13 protein-coding genes are annotated in these 15199 nt (G+C 70.9%); 8 read left to right on the forward strand and 5 right to left on the reverse strand.

What is annotated here, in order from left to right:
• Nucleotides 1-152 precede the first annotated feature (152 nt).
• The 6 genes from AC5P09_RS31400 (at nucleotide 153) to AC5P09_RS31425 (ending at nucleotide 8205) form a co-directional block, all read left to right on the forward strand.
• Nucleotides 153-2570, forward strand: coding sequence for a bifunctional SulP family inorganic anion transporter/carbonic anhydrase (locus AC5P09_RS31400; protein WP_493877119.1), 2418 nt, complete (start codon nucleotides 153-155; stop codon nucleotides 2568-2570).
• 254 nt (nucleotides 2571-2824) lie between these two features.
• Nucleotides 2825-4783 carry an acetate--CoA ligase gene (gene acs / locus AC5P09_RS31405; RefSeq protein WP_493877120.1) on the forward strand — a complete coding sequence of 653 codons (1959 nt, stop codon included), beginning with the start codon at nucleotides 2825-2827 and terminating at the stop codon, nucleotides 4781-4783.
• A 169-nt stretch (nucleotides 4784-4952) separates the two neighbouring features.
• Complete coding sequence (gene nhaA / locus AC5P09_RS31410; protein WP_493877121.1) at nucleotides 4953-6389, forward strand: Na+/H+ antiporter NhaA; 1437 nt, start codon at nucleotides 4953-4955, stop codon at nucleotides 6387-6389.
• Nucleotides 6390-6465: 76 nt separating this feature from the next.
• Nucleotides 6466-6960 (forward strand): phage holin family protein, encoded by a 495-nt coding sequence (locus AC5P09_RS31415; protein ID WP_493877122.1) that lies wholly within the window; start codon nucleotides 6466-6468, stop codon nucleotides 6958-6960.
• Nucleotides 6957-7895, forward strand: a complete 939-nt coding sequence (locus AC5P09_RS31420) for an alpha/beta fold hydrolase (protein ID WP_266435952.1) — start codon at nucleotides 6957-6959, stop codon at nucleotides 7893-7895. The genes AC5P09_RS31415 and AC5P09_RS31420 overlap by 4 nt, the downstream gene beginning before the upstream one ends.
• 127 nt (nucleotides 7896-8022) lie before the next feature.
• A complete protein-coding gene (locus AC5P09_RS31425) occupies nucleotides 8023-8205 on the forward strand; it encodes a hypothetical protein (RefSeq protein WP_493877123.1) in 183 nt (60 codons plus the stop codon).
• 61 nt (nucleotides 8206-8266) lie between these two features.
• Here AC5P09_RS31425 and AC5P09_RS31430 read toward each other — a convergent pair whose 3' ends face one another.
• The 3 genes from AC5P09_RS31430 to nth all read right to left on the reverse strand — a co-directional run bounded on the left by AC5P09_RS31430 (nucleotide 8267) and on the right by nth (nucleotide 11228).
• Nucleotides 8267-9466, reverse strand: a complete 1200-nt coding sequence (locus AC5P09_RS31430) for a MarP family serine protease (RefSeq protein ID WP_493877124.1) — start codon at nucleotides 9464-9466, stop codon at nucleotides 8267-8269.
• A 48-nt stretch (nucleotides 9467-9514) separates the two neighbouring features.
• Nucleotides 9515-10216: an NUDIX hydrolase gene (locus tag AC5P09_RS31435; protein WP_493877133.1), complete on the reverse strand. Its 702-nt coding sequence runs from the start codon at nucleotides 10214-10216 to the stop codon at nucleotides 9515-9517.
• 82 nt (nucleotides 10217-10298) lie between these two features.
• Nucleotides 10299-11228: an endonuclease III gene (nth, locus tag AC5P09_RS31440; protein WP_493877125.1), complete on the reverse strand. Its 930-nt coding sequence runs from the start codon at nucleotides 11226-11228 to the stop codon at nucleotides 10299-10301.
• Nucleotides 11229-11480: 252 nt separating this feature from the next.
• Between nth and AC5P09_RS31445 the strand changes: the two genes are divergently transcribed.
• Nucleotides 11481-12155 (forward strand): Crp/Fnr family transcriptional regulator, encoded by a 675-nt coding sequence (locus AC5P09_RS31445; protein WP_030043265.1) that lies wholly within the window; start codon nucleotides 11481-11483, stop codon nucleotides 12153-12155.
• 127 nt (nucleotides 12156-12282) lie between these two features.
• Nucleotides 12283-13101, forward strand: a complete 819-nt coding sequence (locus AC5P09_RS31450; protein ID WP_493877126.1) for a nucleotidyltransferase — start codon at nucleotides 12283-12285, stop codon at nucleotides 13099-13101.
• Here AC5P09_RS31450 and AC5P09_RS31455 read toward each other — a convergent pair.
• Nucleotides 13098-13928 (reverse strand): MBL fold metallo-hydrolase, encoded by an 831-nt coding sequence (locus AC5P09_RS31455; RefSeq protein ID WP_493877127.1) that lies wholly within the window; start codon nucleotides 13926-13928, stop codon nucleotides 13098-13100. The two genes, AC5P09_RS31450 and AC5P09_RS31455, sit on opposite strands and share 4 nt — an antisense overlap.
• Complete coding sequence (locus AC5P09_RS31460) at nucleotides 13925-14806, reverse strand: NUDIX hydrolase (RefSeq protein ID WP_493877128.1); 882 nt, start codon at nucleotides 14804-14806, stop codon at nucleotides 13925-13927. Before AC5P09_RS31460 ends, AC5P09_RS31455 begins: the two co-directional genes overlap by 4 nt.
• Between the last annotated feature and the right edge of the window lie 393 nt (nucleotides 14807-15199).

Here is a 15199-nt window from a genome sequence, read left to right on the forward strand (position 1 = left end):
TGCTCGGTCTTTACTCTGCATTACGATCCATTTACTGAGCGTTGAATCATCCCGCCGCTGCACGCCGTGACCCACGGCCGCCGACCCGACCCCCCGCCGACGGGGGACCACCAGATCCGCGACCGCGCCGCCCCGGAGGAGACGGGAAAAAAATGTCAGCCTGCGTCCCCGCCCGCACCGCCGACTCGACTCGGCCGAAGCGCATCCACCCGCCCCACAGCCCGCCGCCGTCCCCGCCCCGCCGTTTCCGCATCGCGGGCGCCGACATCTCGGCCTCGATCGCGGTCTTCCTGATCGCCCTGCCGCTGTCCCTCGGCATCGCCCTCGCCACCGGTGCGCCACTGCAGGCCGGACTAGTCGCCGCCGCCGTCGGAGGCCTCGTCGCCGGCCGGCTCGGCGGCGCCCCGCTCCAGGTCAGTGGCCCCGCCGCCGGACTCACCGTGGTCACCGCCGACCTCATCCAGCGCTACGGCTGGCGGACGACCTGCGCCATCACCGTCCTGGCCGGCCTCGCCCAACTCGGCCTCGGCTGCCTGCGCGTGGCCCGCAGTGCCCTCGCCGTCAGCCCCGCGATCGTGCACGGAATGCTCGCCGGCATCGGCGTCACCATCGCCGTCGCCCAGCTGCACATCGTCCTCGGCGGCACTCCGCAGAGCTCCGTCCTCGACAACGTCCTTGCGCTGCCTGCCCAGTTGGCGGACCTGCACCCGGCCGCCGTGTCGGTGAGCGCGCTGGCCCTGGCCCTGCTGCTGCTCTGGCCGCGGATTCCCGGTCGGGCCGGACGCCTGCTGCGCCGGATCCCGGCCGCGCTCGTCGCCGTCGCCGGGGCCACCGCCGCCGCCTCGCTCGCCGGGCTGACCCTGCCCAAGGTCGACCTGCCGTCCTGGCGCAGCCACGCACTGGCCGGACTTCCCGAAGGCCCGGTGCTCGGCCTGGTCGCCGCCGTGCTCACCACCACGCTGGTGTGCAGCGTGCAGTCGCTGCTCGGCGCGGTCGCCGTGGACAAGCTGGTGGCCGGCCGCCCCGGCCTGCCCGCCCGCGTCTCACGCTCCGACCTGGACCGCGAACTGCTCGGACAGGGCGCCGCCAACATCGTCTCCGGCTCGCTCGGCGGCCTGCCCGTAGCGGGCGTCGCCGTGCGCAGTTCGGCGAATGTCCAGGCCGGTGCCGTCAGCCGGAACTCCACGATGGTGCACGGCGTTCTCGTAGTAGTCGCCGCGCTGCTGATGGTCCCGATCCTGGAGCTCATCCCGCTCGCCTCGCTCGCCGCCCTGGTGATGGCCGTCGGCATCCAGATGGTGTCCCTGCACCACATCCGCACGGTCACGCGCCACCGAGAAGTGCTGGTGTACGCCGTCACCACACTCGGCGTGGTCCTCCTCGGCGTCCTGGAGGGCGTGACGCTCGGCATCGCCGTCGCCGTGGCCGTCGCCCTCAACCGCCTCGCCCACACCCGCATCACGCACGAAGAGCAGGAAGGAGTCCATCACGTACACGTACGAGGACAGCTGACGTTCCTCGCGGTGCCCCGGCTCAGCCGAGCCCTGCATCTCGTACCCCAAGGCGCCCACGCCGTCGTGGAGTTGGACGGGTCGTTCATGGACCACGCGGCGTACGAGACACTGCAGGACTGGCAGAAGGCGCACACCGCACGGGGCGGCACCGCCGAACTCACCGGCCGCCGCGCCGGCGTCCGGATCGGTGAGCCCGGAACCACGGCCGACCTCCACCCCGGGGACGGGGACAGCGAGTCGGCCACCGACACCGCCGGCTGCCGCTGCCGCCCCTGGACGGCCTGGCGCAACCACCAGTGCGACCGACCGCAGGCCGCGTCGCCCCACGACGGACGTACCGGCGGACCCGGCACACCGGGCGCACCCGGCCGCGCGCCCGGTGAGGCGAGCGGGCATGAACTGGCGCGTGGCATCAGCGCGTTCCAGCGCCATACCGCACCGCTCGTGCGGGGTGAGCTGGCCCGGCTGGCGCGCGAGGGGCAGCGGCCGTCCCAGCTCTTCCTCACCTGTGCCGACTCGCGCCTCGTCACCTCGATGATCACCTCCAGTGGTCCGGGCGACCTGTTCGTGGTGCGGAATGTGGGCAACCTCGTTCCGCCGCTCGGCCAGGAGAGCGGGGACGACTCGGTGGCGGCCGCGATCGAGTACGCGGTGGAGGTGCTGAAGGTGCGCTCCATCACGGTGTGCGGGCACTCCGGGTGCGGGGCCATGCAGGCGCTGCTCAACTCCGAGCCCGGGGGCGCCCAGACACCGCTCAAGCGGTGGCTGCGGCACGGTCTGCCGAGCCTTGAGTCCATGGCCGACGACAGCCGGCCGTGGGCCCGACTCGCCGGACGGGCACCCGCCGACGCGGTCGAGCAGCTCTGTCTGACCAACGTGGTCCAGCAGTTGGAGCACCTGCGCGCCCACGACTCGGTGTCCCGGGCCCTGCGGGACGGGGCGCTGGAGCTGCACGGAATGTACTTCCACGTGGGAGAGGCCCAGGCGTACCTGCTCACCGGGGTGGACGGGGACGAGGTCTTCGACCGTGTGCGGGCGGCCGACATCTCGGTGTGATGCCGAGGCGTGCTGCGGGTGTGCGGCCCTCGGGCAGAGGGCCGGACACCCAGCCCGGTGTGAAAGGCGTTACATCGGCTGAACTCTGCCTGGTCGCCGTCCGTGGGTACGGATGACCCCGGCCGCCGAAACGGACGTCCACAGCCGCACGTACAGGTCTAAACCAATTTTCCGTCGCCCCTTGTCACCGGGCCGCCGGGTCTGATGAGCTGTGGCCTGGGACACAGCGGACAACCCTGGGATTGGGAGATGTCGTGAGCAACGAAAGCCTGGCCAACCTGCTGCGCGAGGAGCGCAGGTTCGCACCCCCCGCCGACCTGGCCGCGAACGCCAACGTCACCGCGGAGGCGTATGAGCAGGCCAAGGCTGACAGGCTCGGCTTCTGGGCCGAGCAGGCCCGCCGGCTGACCTGGGCCACCGAGCCGACCGAGACGCTGGACTGGTCGAACCCGCCGTTCGCCAAGTGGTTCAAGGACGGCGAGCTCAATGTGGCGTACAACTGCGTGGACCGGCATGTGGAGGCAGGGAACGGCGACCGGGTCGCCATCCACTTCGAGGGCGAGCCCGGCGACAGCCGCGCCATCACCTACGCCGAGCTCAAGGACGAGGTCTCCAAGGCCGCGAACGCCCTGCTGGAGCTGGGAGTTCAGAAGGGCGACCGGGTCGCCGTCTACATGCCGATGATTCCCGAGACGGCGATCGCGATGCTCGCGTGCGCCCGGATCGGCGCCGCGCACTCCGTCGTCTTCGGCGGCTTCTCGGCGGACGCGCTCGCGACCCGTATCCAGGACGCGGACGCCAAGGTCGTCATCACCACCGACGGCGGCTGGCGGCGCGGCAAGCCGTCGGCCCTCAAGCCGGCCGTCGACGACGCGGTCGCCCGCGTGGAGAACGTCGAGCACGTCCTCGTCGTCCGCCGTACCGGCCAGGAGGTCGCCTGGAACGACAGCCACGACGTCTGGTGGCACGAGATCGTCGATCGGCAGTCCGCCGAGCACACGCCGGAGGCGTTCAACGCCGAGCACCCGCTGTTCATCCTGTACACGTCCGGTACGACGGGCAAGCCGAAGGGCATCCTGCACACCTCCGGCGGCTACCTGACGCAGACCGCGTACACCCACCACGCCGTCTTCGACCTCAAGCCGGAGACCGACGTCTACTGGTGCACCGCCGACGTCGGCTGGGTCACCGGCCACTCGTACATCGTCTACGGCCCGCTCGCGAACGGCGCCACGCAGGTCATGTACGAGGGCACGCCGGACACGCCGCACCAGGGCCGGTTCTGGGAGATCGTGCAGAAGTACGGAGTGACCCTCCTGTACACCGCGCCCACGGCGATCCGTACGTTCATGAAGTGGGGCGACGACATCCCCGCGAAATTCGATCTGTCCTCGCTGAGGATCCTCGGCTCCGTGGGTGAACCCATCAACCCCGAAGCCTGGATGTGGTATCGCAAGCACATCGGGGCCGACCGGACACCCATCGTCGACACCTGGTGGCAGACCGAGACCGGCGCCATGATGATCTCGCCGCTCCCCGGTGTCACGGCGACCAAGCCCGGTTCCGCGCAGACGCCGCTGCCCGGCATCTCCGCGACCGTCGTCGACGACGAGGCGAACGAGGTGCCCAACGGCGGTGGCGGCTACCTGGTCCTCACCGAGCCGTGGCCGTCGATGCTGCGCACCATCTGGGGCGACGACCAGCGGTTCCTCGACACGTACTGGGCGCGCTTCGAGAGCAAGTACTTCGCCGGCGACGGCGCGAAGAAGGACGACGACGGCGACATCTGGCTGCTGGGCCGGGTGGACGACGTGATGCTGGTGTCGGGCCACAACATCTCCACCACCGAGGTCGAGTCGGCCCTCGTCTCCCATCCGTCGGTCGCCGAGGCGGCCGTCGTCGGCGCGGCGGACGAGACCACCGGACAGGCGATCGTGGCCTTCGTGATCCTGCGCGGCACGGCGAACGCCGAGGACGAAGGCCTCGTCGCCGACCTGCGCAACCACGTCGGCACCACCCTCGGCCCGATCGCCAAGCCCAAGCGGATCCTGCCGGTGGCCGAGCTGCCGAAGACCCGCTCCGGCAAGATCATGCGCCGCCTGCTGCGGGACGTGGCCGAGAACCGCCAGCTCGGTGACGTGACGACCCTGACGGACTCGACCGTCATGGACCTCATCCAGGCGAACCTGCCGGGGGCTCCCAGCGAGGACTGAGTACGGCCGTCTGGGGCACCCGGCGATCAGTGCGCCGGGTGCCCCTTTCGCACCTAACGCAGGAATCGCCGGATTCCTCTCCCGCTTATTTTAGGTAGGCTAACCAAATAGGTGCGCCGGGAAGTCTGGTCGGCAAGTGCTCCATGCTGCCCACCGACCGGAGGTCCCCGTGACCGCGCCCCGCCCCACCGCCCCCCGCAAGGCCTTCGGCCGGCTCTCCCTCCCCGAGCGGACCTTCGTCGCGGACGCGCTGCGCACCGAGACGGTCGGTGGTGTCCTGCTCCTCGTCGCCGCGGTCACCGCGCTTGTCTGGGCGAACGTCCCCGCGGTGCACGACAGCTACGAGAGCGTCAGCCACTTCCACCTCGGCCCCGCGTCCCTCGGCCTGAACCTGTCGGTCGCCCACTGGGCCGCCGACGGGCTCCTCGCGGTCTTCTTCTTCGTGGCCGGCATCGAGCTCAAGCGCGAACTGGTCGCCGGTGACCTCAAGGACCCCAGGGCGGCCGCGCTCCCCGTCGTCGCCGCCCTGTGCGGGATGGCCGTACCGGCACTCGTCTACACGCTCACCAACGTCACCGGCGGCGGCTCACTCCAGGGCTGGGCCGTCCCGACCGCCACCGACATCGCCTTCGCGCTCGCCGTACTCGCGGTGATCGGCACCTCCCTGCCGAGCGCGATGCGCGCGTTCCTGCTCACCCTCGCCGTGGTCGACGATCTCTTCGCGATCCTGATCATCGCGGTCTTCTTCACCGACAGCATCGACTTCGCCGCGCTCGGCGGCGCGGTCCTCGGCCTCGCCGTCTTCTGGCTGCTGCTGCGCAAGGGCGTACGCGGCTGGTACGTGTACGTTCCGCTCGCGCTCGTCATCTGGGCGCTGATGTACAACAGCGGCGTCCACGCCACGATCGCGGGCGTCGCGATGGGCCTGATGCTGCGCTGCACGACCCGCGAGGGCGAGCAGCACTCCCCAGGTGAGCACATCGAACACCTCGTACGTCCGCTCTCGGCGGGTTTGGCCGTGCCGCTGTTCGCGCTGTTCAGCGCGGGTGTCTCGATCTCCGGAGGCGCGCTGGGGGACGTGTTCACCAGGCCGGAGACGCTCGGCGTGGTTCTCGGTCTGGTCGTCGGCAAGGCGGTCGGCATCTTCGGCGGGACCTGGCTGACGGCCCGCTTCACCCGGGCCTCGCTCAGCGACGACCTCGAGTGGGCCGACGTGTTCGCGGTCGCGACTCTCGCCGGCATCGGCTTCACCGTGTCGCTGCTCATCGGCGAGCTGGCCTTCGACGGCGACGCGACACTGACGGACGAGGTCAAGGCCGCCGTACTCACGGGGTCCGTCATCGCGGCCGTGCTGGCGACCGTGCTGCTGAAGATACGGAACGCCAAGTACCGCCGCCTGTGGGAGGCCGAGGAGCGCGACGAGGACCTCGACGGGATCCCGGACGTCTACGAGGAGGACGAGCCGGAGTACCACCTGCGGATGGCCGCCATCTACGACCGCAAGGCCGCCGAGCACCGCCGGATCGCCGAAGCGAAGGCCGCCGAACGCCACGCGCTTGCCGAAGTGACGGGCGGGGCAGGCGATGAGGACGGTCGTCCGGCATGATCTGACGGGACGGCACAAAAGGACTGTTCCCAGTCAGGCACATCAGTCAGGCACACATCAGAAAAGGGAGAACGCGATGAGCGCACCCGACGGCAGCCCGGTCGGCGCCGAACGCAGCATCGGCCAGTTGTTCGCCTCGGCGACGACCGAGATGTCCGCGCTGGTGCACGACGAGATCGCGCTGGCGAAGGCGCAGCTGAAGCGGGACGTGAAGCGCGGCGCGACGAGCGGCGGCGCGTTCACGGTGGCCGGGGCGGTCCTGCTCTTCTCACTGCCGATGCTGAACTTCGCGCTGGCGTACGGCATCCGCACCTGGAGCGACTGGAACCTCGCGGTCTGCTTCCTGCTGTCCTTCGCGGCGAACGTCCTCGTGGCGCTGGTCCTCGCGCTGATCGGCGTCGTCTTCGCGAAGAAGGCGAAGAAGAGCAAGGGCCCGCAGAAGGTCGCCGCCTCGATGAAGGAATCCGCGGGCGTCCTGCAGAACGCCAAGCCGCACCCGCGCCCGGCGGCCCTGGAGGACGGGCTCCCAGACGCCAAGGCCATCGAGGCTGTGGCACGCTCGTCCTCATGACGGATCCCGCGACACCCTCGTCCCAGCCGGCCTCGGTCGTACGACCGGACGGCCCCTGGACGCACCGGGAGGTCGCCGCCAACGGCGCGCGCTTCCACATCGCGGAGATGGGTGACGGGCCGCTGGTGCTGCTGCTGCACGGCTTCCCCCAGTTCTGGTGGACCTGGCGGCACCAGCTGCCCGCACTCGCCGACGCCGGCTTCCGGGCCGTCGCCATGGACCTGCGCGGCGTCGGCGGCAGCGACCGCACCCCGCGCGGCTACGACCCGGCCAACCTCGCCCTCGACATCACCGGCGTGATCCGCTCCCTGGGGGAGCCGGACGCCGCGCTGGTCGGCCACGACCTGGGCGGCTATCTGGCCTGGACGGCGGCCGCGATGCGCCCCAAGCTCGTACGGCGGCTCGCGGTCGAGTCGATGCCGCACCCCCGGCGCTGGCGCTCGGCGATGCTCGCGGACGTCAAGCAGACCACCGCGGGTTCCTACATCTGGGGGTTCCAGCGGCCCTGGATCCCGGAGCGGCAGCTCACCGCCGACGACGGCGCGCTCGTCGCCCGTCTCATCCGGGACTGGTCGGGTCCGCGCCTGCCGGACGACGACGCGGTGGACGCCTACCGCCGCGCGATCTGCATCCCCTCGACCGCACACTGCTCGATCGAGCCGTACCGCTGGATGGTCCGGTCGATGGCGCGTCCCGACGGCATCCAGTTCAACCGGCGGATGAAGCGTCCGGTGCGCGTGCCGACCCTCCACCTGCACGGCTCCCTCGACCCGGTGATGCGGACGCGCAGCGCGGCCGGCTCCGGCGAGTACGTCGAAGCGCCGTACCGCTGGCGGCTGTTCGACGGTCTGGGGCACTTCCCGCACGAGGAGGACCCGGTCGCCTTCTCCACCGAACTCATCAACTGGCTGAAGGATCCCGAACCCGATCGGTGACCGTTCCGATGCGCCCGGTATCCGGACGTGAACACGTGTCCTACGAACGGCCACTTGCCCGGCGCATAGGCCAATTGGGGGGCCTGGGGGCGGTTATCGACCTTGGGGCAGGGGCACACGTCCGGGTATGGGCTGGACGCACGACTACAGTGACGCAGCACGCAATCGACGCTCGGGCAGCGGCCTGGGCTCCCATCAACGAGGGGGTTCCCCGCACATGACGGGGACGGACCTGAGGGTGGGCATTCCGCGCATTCTGCGCCGCCGGGCCCGCTGGGTCTCGGTACGCCTGCGTCATCCGCGAGGCTGACGCCCCCCTTTTTTTGCACCCGGGTCCGGGGGCGTTCCCGAACGTTCCCGACATCCCGGGCTCAGAGCGCGCAGCTGTCGCTGTCCACCTGCTGGTTCGCGGTGCGCCCCTTGGCGATGTCCTCCTGGATCTCGTCCACGGTGAGCGCGTACCCGGTGTCGGCGTCGTCGAGGGACTTCGCGAAGACCACGCCGTACACCTTCCCTTCGGGGGTGAGCAGCGGGCCGCCGGAGTTGCCCTGGCGGACGGTCGCGTACAGCGAGTAGATGTCGCGACGCACGGTGCCGCGGTGGTAGATGTCCGCGCCGCTGGCCGTGAGGCGCCCGCGCACGCGCGCGGAGCGGACGTCGTACGCCCCGTTCTCCGGGAACCCGGCGACGATCGCGCTGTCCCCGCTGCTCGCGTCCTCGCTCGTGAACTTCAGCGCGGGTGCGCTCAGGTCCGGTACGTCGAGTACGGCGATGTCGCGCTCCCAGTCGTAGAGGACGACCGTCGCGTCGTACTTCTTGCCCTCACCGCCTATCTGGACGGTGGGCTCGTCGACGCCGCCGACGACATGCGCGTTGGTCATCACGCGGCGCTGCCCGAAGACGAAGCCGGTGCCCTCCAGGACCTTGCCGCAACTCTGGGCGGTGCCCATGACCTTGACGATGGAGCGCTGGGCACGGGCGGCCACCACGCTGTTGGCGAGGGCCGGATCGGGCGGCCGGACCTCCTTGATCGGCTCGTTGGCGAACGGGCTGAAGACCTGGGGGAAGCCGTTCTGCGCGAGGACCGAGGTGAAGTCCTTGAACCAGGTGTCGGCCTGACTGGGCAGCGCCTCCGACACCCCGAGCAGCAACTTGGAACCGCGGACCTCTTTGCCCACCGTCGGTATCGTCGTCTGCGCCAGCATGGAGCCGATCAGCCAGGCGACCAGCAGCATCGCGAGGACGTTGACCAGGGCGCCGCCGGTCGCGTCCAGAGCACGGGCCGGGGACCAGGTGATGTACCGGCGCAGCTTGCTGCCGAGATGGGTGGTCAGGGCCTGGCCGACGGAGGCGCAGACGATCACGACGACCACCGCGACGACCGCGGCGGTCGTGCTGACCTCCGCGTTGTCGGTCAGCGCGTCCCAGATGACGGGCAGCAGGTACACGGCCACCAGACCGCCGCCGAGGAAGCCGATCACCGACAGGATGCCGACGACGAAGCCCTGGCGGTAGCCGACGATCGCGAACCACACGGCGGCGAGCAGCAACAGGATGTCCAGCACGTTCACCGGCTCACGCCTCGCCTCATCACTTTGCACAGCACGGCAGACACCCTGTCATGCGCGCCAGTCGAGCGGGACCTGCTTCTCGCGGTCCCAGGGGCGTTCCCAGCCCGAGTAGTGCAGCAGCCGGTCGATGATTCCGGCCGTGAACCCCCACACGAGGGCCGATTCGACCAGAAATGCCGGGCCTCGGTGGCCACTGGGGTGAACGGTGGTGGCGCGGTTGTCAGGGTCCGTGAGATCCGCCACGGGGACGGTGAAGACCCGCGCGGTCTCGTTCGGATCCACCACCCCCACCGGGCTCGGCTCCCGCCACCAGCCCAGCACCGGCGTCACGACGAAGCCGCTGACCGGGATGTACAGCTTGGGCAGCACGCCGAAGAGCTGGACGCCGGCCGGGTCGAGCCCGGTCTCCTCCTCGGCCTCACGCAGGGCCGCCCACAGAGGGCCGTCGCCCTTCGGGTCGCCGTCCTCCGGGTCGAGCGCGCCGCCGGGGAAGGAGGGCTGGCCGGCGTGGGAACGCAGCGAGCTCGCCCGCTCCATGAGCAGCAGCTCGGGGCCGCGCTCGCCGTCGCCCTCGCCGAAGAGGACCAGGACGGCGGACTGCCGCCCAGCGCCGTCCTTGGGCGGCAGGAAGCGGCTGAGCTGCAGCGGCTCGACGGTCTCCACCGCGTGCACCACCGGATCCAGCCAGGCGGGCAGGCCCTCCTTGGTGAGTGTCACCGAACCGCCCCGCGTGTTGCTCGCCCGCGTCATCGCCACCCCCGTCGTCCTGCTGGATCCAACGCCCGACGGCCCCGAGATCGTTCCTGGGAACGTGCCCAGAGGCAGAAGCGTGTCATCCCGCCCCCAGCGGCGGCGCGGGTTTCCCACCCGCGTCCAGATATGCCTGCGGGGGCTTCAGGCGCTGGCCCGGGAAGCCGCCCTTCTCGTACTTGAGGAGCTTCTTCGCCTTCTCCGGATCCGTCTCGCCCTCGCCGTACGCCGGGCAGAGCGGGGCGATGGGGCAGGCGCCGCAGGCGGGCTTGCGGGCGTGGCAGATACGGCGGCCGTGGAAGATCACGTGGTGCGAGAGCATCGTCCACTCGCTCTTGGGGAAGAGCGCGCCGACGGCGGCCTCGATCTTGTCGGGCTCGGTCTGGTCGGTCCACTGCCAGCGCCGCACCAGCCGCTGGAAGTGCGTGTCCACGGTGATGCCGGGCCGCCCGAAGGCGTTGCCCAGGACGACGAAGGCGGTCTTGCGGCCGACTCCTGGCAGCTTGACGAGGTCCTCGAGCCGCCCGGGGACCTCTCCGCCGAACTGCTCCACCAGGGCCTTGGACAGCCCTATCACCGACTTGGTCTTGGCCCGGAAGAAACCGGTCGGGCGCAGGATCTCCTCGACCTCCTCCGGGTTGGCCGCCGCCAGGTCCTCCGGCGTCGGGTACTTGGCGAAGAGGCCGGGCGTCGTCTGGTTGACCCTGAGGTCGGTGGTCTGGGCGGACAGGACCGTGGCGACGACCAGCTGGAAGGGGTTCTCGAAGTCCAGCTCGGGGTGGGCGTACGGATAGACCTCCGCGAGCTCGCGGTTGATACGGCGGGCTCGGCGGACCAGAGCGGTGTGCGACTCGCTCTTCTTCACCGGACTCGCCTTCACCGGACTGGCCGAAGCCACCGCTCGCTTCGCCGGAGCCACCGCTTTCACCGCAACTTTCTTTGTCGCTTTTGCCGTTTTCTTTCCGCCAGCAGGGTCCTGTTCGCCCACGGCGGAATTTCGACGTACAACCACCCGCCCAGCCCCCTCGGCCTGTGCTCTCACCGGCGATTTGGACACCCGGCCAGCCTAGAGCCCGGCACTGACATCCGCCCCGGACCCTGAAGATCAGCCCCCAATTGGACCCCTGCCGCTTACCCCGGGACACCTGTGCGGCATCCTTGTGACAGATCACACTGTTTGGACCGTCCGGCAAAATGGGGAACACGGTCCCCTGGTACCAAGGGGGAGCAAGATCCCCTGAGCAGGTCGACAAGGAGAGAACTCGTGGACGACGTTCTGCGGCGCAACCCGCTCTTCGCGGCGCTCGATGACGAGCAGTCCGCGGAACTGCGCGCCTCCATGAGTGAGGTGACCCTCGCACGTGGTGACTCCCTGTTCCACGAGGGCGACCCGGGCGATCGGCTCTACGTCGTCACCGAGGGCAAGGTGAAGCTCCACCGCACCTCCCCCGACGGGCGCGAGAACATGCTGGCCGTCGTCGGCCCCGGTGAGCTCATCGGTGAGCTGTCCCTCTTCGACCCGGGCCCGCGCACGGCGACCGCCACCGCGCTGACCGAGGTCAAGCTGCTGGGCCTCGGCCACGGCGACCTCCAGCCCTGGCTGAACGTCCGGCCCGAGGTGGCCACCGCCCTCCTGCGCGCCGTCGCCCGCCGCCTGCGGCGCACCAACGACGCGATGTCCGACCTGGTCTTCTCGGACGTCCCCGGCCGCGTGGCCCGCGCGCTGCTCGACCTCTCCCGCCGCTTCGGCGTGCAGTCCGAGGAGGGCATCCACGTCGTCCACGACCTCACGCAGGAGGAGCTGGCCCAGCTGGTCGGCGCGTCCCGCGAGACCGTGAACAAGGCGCTGGCCGACTTCGCGGGCCGCGGATGGCTCCGCCTGGAGGCAAGGGCCGTGATCCTGCTCGACGTCGAGCGGCTCGCGAAGCGCTCCCGCTAGGCACCCCAAGGCGTACGTCGACGAGGGCCCCGTCTCCTGGGTGAGACGGGGCCTTCCTCGCGACCACCGCGCCCCTCCGCGCCGTAAATGACGGGCTCGGGCCTGCCCTTCACGGCACAGTGATCCCATGGCCGAAACCGTTCGCCGCCCCGGGCTGGACACACAGGGCTTCATCGAGCGCGAGGGCTCCCTGGGACGCGTCCCGCACGCCTTCCGCCCCGTGGTCGCCGCCGCCCGCGACCGTCTCCTGGACGTCTTCGGGGCCCGGCTGCACAGCGCGTACCTCTACGGGTCGATTCCGCGCGGCACCGCGCGCGTGGGGCGCAGTGATCTCGATCTGTTGCTCGCGCTGCGCGAGGAGCCCACCGACGCGGACCGGGCCGACGCCCGCGACGTCGACGAGACGCTCGACAAGGAATTCCCGCAGATCGACGGGAGCGGGACGCTCCTGGTCAGCCGGGCGCAAGCGCTGAGCGACCTGGAAACATACGACCTGGGGTGGTTCATCGCCTGTCTGTGCACGCCCCTGCTCGGCGAAGACCTGGCCGAATACCTGCCGCGCTACCGCCCCGACACCCTCCTGGCCCGCGAGACGAACGGGGACCTCGCCCTGCTCCTCCCCCGCTGGCGCGAGCGGATCGCCGCCGCCGACGACACCGAGGCCGCCCTGCGCCCCCTCGTACGCTTCATGTCCCGCCGCCTCGTCCGCACGGCCTTCACGCTCGTCATGCCCCGCTGGAACGGCTGGACGAGCGACCTGCGCGAGATGGCCGAGGCCTTCGCCGAGTACTACCCCGCGCGCGCGGAACAGCTGCGCACAGCCGCCGCCCTAGGCTACGAGCCGGCCGGCGACCCGGCCGTCCTGCGCTCGTACGTCGACGACCTGGGACCGTGGCTCGCCGAGGAGTACGCGCGCGTGCACGGCGTCAAAGCCCCCAGGCCCTAGATGAGCCCGTGCTCCTCCAGGTACTCCAGCTGTGCCCGTACCGAAAGCTCGGCGGCCGGCCAAAGGGACCGGTCCACGTCGGCGTACACATGCGCGACGACCTCGGCGGGCGCCCGACAGCCGTTCTCCACGGCCGTCTCGACCTGGGCGAGGCGGTGGGCGCGGTGGGCGAGGTAGAACTCGACGGCGCCCTGGGCGTCCTCCAGGACGGGCCCGTGGCCCGGGAGCACCGTATGGACCCCGTCGTCCACCGTGAGCGACCTGAGGCGCCGCAGGGAGTCCAGGTAGTCGCCGAGGCGGCCGTCGGGATGGGCCACGACGGTCGTACCGCGGCCCAGGATGGTGTCACCCGTCAGCACCGCCTGATCGGCCGGGAGATGGAAGCACAGCGAGTCCGCGGTGTGCCCGGGAGTCGGTACGACCCTCAGCTCCAGGCCACCGACCCGGATCACGTCCCCGGCGCCCAGCCCTTCCTCCCCCAGCCGCAGCGCCGGGTCCAGGGCGCGCACCTTCGTGCCGGTCAGCTCGGCGAAGCGGGCGGCGCCGGCCGCGTGGTCCGGGTGGCCGTGGGTGAGGAGGGTGAGGGCGACGCGCTTGCCGGCCTTCTCCGCCATGGCGACGACATTGCGCAGGTGGCCGTCGTCCAGCGGCCCCGGATCGATCACGACGGCCGACTCCGAGTCGGGCTCCACCACGATCCAGGTGTTCGTGCCGTCCAGGGTCATCGCGGAGGGGTTCGGCGCGAGGACGTTGACGGCACGCGGGGTCGCGGGACCCGACAGGACCGCGCCCCGTGGCTGGCCGGGAAGGGCTGCTGCGTCCGTCATGCGGGGGCTCCACCGGTCGGGAGGTCGGTCGGGATGTGCTTGGTGAACTCGTCGTGTCCGGGCCAGGACAGCACGATCTGCTCACCCTCGATGCGCGCCCGCGCCAGAACAGGCGTCAGATCACGCTCCGGGGCAGCGGCGAGCGCCTGAGCGGCACTGCCGTACGGGCTCAGCTGGCGCAGCGTCGCGATCGTCGGCGGCATCATCAGCAGCTCGCCCTTGTCGTACGAGCCCGCCGCGTCCTCGGGCCGGATCCACACCGTGCGATCGGCCTCTGTGGAGGCGTTGCGCGTGCGCTGGCCTTCAGGGAGGGCGGCGACAAAGAACCACGTGTCATAGCGCCGGGACTCGAACTCCGGGGTGATCCAGCGCGTCCAGGCACCCAGCAGATCGGAGCGCAGTACCAGTCCCCGCCGGTCCAGGAACTCGGCGAAGGACAGCTCACGGTCGACCAGAGCGGCCCGGTCCGCCTCCCAGTCCGCGCCCGTGGTGTCGCCGGCCACGGAGTCCGACGCCGGGCCGGCGAGAAGGACGCCCGCCTCCTCGTACGTCTCCCGCACGGCCGCGCAGACGATCGCCTGGGCCGCCGCCTCGTCCACGCCGAGCCTGTCCGCCCACCACGCGCGCGTGGGACCCGCCCAGCGGACGTGACGGTCGTCGTCACGGGGGTCCACACCGCCGCCCGGGTACGCGTACGCGCCTCCTGCGAAGGCCATGGAGGCCCGTCTGCGCAGCATGTGCACGGCAATGCCAGCGTCGGTGTCCTTCAGGAGCATGACGGTGGCCGCGCGCTTGGGGCCGACCGGCGTAAGCGTGCCGTCCGTGAGGGCACGGATACGGTCGGGCCACTCCGGGGGGTACCACTGCCCGTTTGCCATGGGCGGAGGCTATCTCTTGGTGCGCGGATGTTCGAGAGCAGCCAGGTGCTGCCGCCGGCCTCGGACGACGGGGAACCAGCCCGTTATCCAGTCACCCGGCACGGGCGCGGGCGTCCCTGGGGGCTCCGCCCCCAGACCCCCGGCCTATGCCCACCCACCACCCGACTCGGTGGGTCGAGGGGCTGGGGACGGCCACCGTGCCCGCCCGACTCGGTGGGTCGCCACTGTCCACCACCCGACTCGGTCGGCCGAGAGGTGACGGTGGTCGGTCGGGAGGTGGGCGCTCCCGCAGTCGCGTACGGCGGCAAGGGGACGCGTCGGGGGGTGTCCGCCCGCAGCGGTTGGCGCGTCAACGCCAGTACCCCACAGCCGACCGATTCCGCGCCGTTCCGA

The organism is Streptomyces sp. a15 (assembly GCF_059026085.1).